Genomic DNA, 2,097 nt, shown 5'->3' with positions numbered 1-2,097 from the left:
TTGTAGCAATTCACCTCTAGAAACTTGCCCTCGAACTTGCTCATAGGTAAGACGCTCAGTCTCTAGTAAAAGCTTGTGCAGATGCAGTAGTTTGATTCGTATCTCACTCAAGCGTTGATGTTGACTAGTCCAATCTTGAAATGTGTTAAGCATAAATCTGTCCCATCCTTCCTTCTTGGTAGTCGTTGATCGCCTGGATAATTTCAGCTTCAGTGTTCATTACAAACGGACCGTAGCGCACGACTGGTTCGTTAAGGGGTACACCTGCAATCAGCAGAAGATCTAAAGGACGCTGAGCATCAGCAGGGTTGGAGATCACTACATCTTCTCCATCTTGAGAAAAGAGCACCATCTGCCCATCATCACCAGGCGTTGGCTCTGTCCCAAACAACCCAGCCCCCTCCAGTACATAGACAAAGGCGTTGTACTCTTTTGTTACAGGCTGGATCATCGTTGCCCCTGGTTGCAGTGTGAAGTGGAGGTAAGTGATCGGCGTGCGCGTCTGAATTACGGCTTTTGCCCCTAACGCTTCTCCCGTAATCACCCGCACCGTCACAGACCGATCTTCGGTTTGAGCTACCGGAATGTGAGCCGCTGGAATTTCCTGGTAGCGGGGCGGCATCATTTTGTCTCGTTGTGGCAGATTGACCCATAGTTGAATACCGTGGAGCCGTCCACCAGTTTGGGTAAACATTGACTCTGGCATCTCGGAATGCACGACCCCGGCACCTGCTGTCATCCACTGGACATCACCCGGATTTAGTAGCCCGGCGTGCCCCGCAGAATCTTTGTGCTCTAACCGTCCATCCAAGACATAGCTGACGATTTCAAAGCCCCGGTGCGGATGATCGGGTGCACCTTTTGCCTGACCCGGCTTTAGATTAATCGGACCCAACTCGTCGAGGAGGAGAAACGGGTCAAATTCAGAGAAGCTACTTTTGGGAAAGGGCCGACGTACAAGAAATCCGGCCCCTTCGAGTGTTTCAACGCTATTGATTACTCCGGCAACGGTTCGAGACGTTTGAGTGGGGACAGTCATAGAATTGCCTCTTCAGAACTAGACAAATATGTGTATCATTTGAGCCTGACTCAACGGGGTGAATCACAGAGTTTTTTCGCAAGCCAGAAATGCAGTAGATCGCTGATTATTCCTGCTGAAGAAAGTCCAGTAACAGGGGATTGACCTGATCAGCGTGAGTCCAGTTGATGGCGTGCGGCCCGCCAGGGATGACAACAAGTTGACTGTTTTTAATCAGCTTTGGAAGTCTTGCTGCGGTGGACTCAAGCGGCAAAATGCGATCGCTATCTCCATGAATAATCAGAGTCGGCACATCAATGCGGGGCAGATCATCGCGGAAATCGGTGAGCCAGGAGGGTACACAGTCCAAAGTCCCTTTAGCAGAAGCCCCTGCTGCTACATTCCAACTGGCTTGAATCGCTTCATTGCTGATGCGTTGGCGTAGCCTCTCGGAACGAGAATCGCCAAGCAATACATCAACATTGAAGAACTCTTTGAAAAAGGCAGAGAAATAAGCTGGACGATCATCAACAATCGCTTTCATAATACCATCGAAAACGCTTTGATCAACACCCTCTGGATTGTCGTCTGTCTTTAACAGAAACGGTGGAACGGGAGCCATCAGCACGGCTTTCTGCACCCGCTCTGAGCCGTATTTGCCAAGATAACGTGTGACTTCACCTGTTCCCATTGAAAAACCGACCAGCACGGTATTTTGCAAGTCAAGCTTGGTCATGAGTGTATTCAAATCGGCGGCGAAGGTATCGTAGTCATAGCCAGATGAGGGCTGACTGGAGTTGCCAAATCCTCGGCGATCGTAGGTAATTACTCGATATCCTGCATTCAGTAAAACTAAAACCTGCTTCTCCCAAGAATGTCCGTTCAATGGAAATCCATGAATCAGTACAATCGGTTGACCTGTCCCAATATCTTCGTAAGAGATCGATGGTTGCAGAGTTTTCTTGACCAACGGTAATGCTTAGGGGGCTACAAAAAGGGCTAGGATGCAGATAGAATAAGCCTCATCGCTCTTTCTCCTTGTTGGTAGTAAGGACGTTTATTAGGACTGAGTGTCAATA

At 48.9% G+C, this 2,097-nt stretch carries 2 protein-coding genes; both read right to left on the bottom strand.

Annotated elements, in window-relative coordinates; genetic code table 11:
* Positions 1 to 145: 145 nt before the first annotated feature.
* On the bottom strand, positions 146 to 1,039 hold the full coding sequence (locus H6G26_RS41240) for a pirin family protein (RefSeq protein WP_190737858.1): 894 nt from the start codon (positions 1,037 to 1,039) through the stop codon (positions 146 to 148).
* A gap of 106 nt (positions 1,040 to 1,145) precedes the next feature.
* Complete coding sequence (locus H6G26_RS41235; protein WP_242054408.1) at positions 1,146 to 1,988, bottom strand: alpha/beta hydrolase; 843 nt, start codon at positions 1,986 to 1,988, stop codon at positions 1,146 to 1,148.
* Positions 1,989 to 2,097: the final 109 nt, after the last annotated feature.

The organism is Nostoc sp. FACHB-888 (assembly GCF_014696655.1).
Classification (GTDB): domain Bacteria; phylum Cyanobacteriota; class Cyanobacteriia; order Cyanobacteriales; family Nostocaceae; genus Nostoc.
This window is presented reverse-complemented; position numbering and strand designations above follow the sequence as displayed.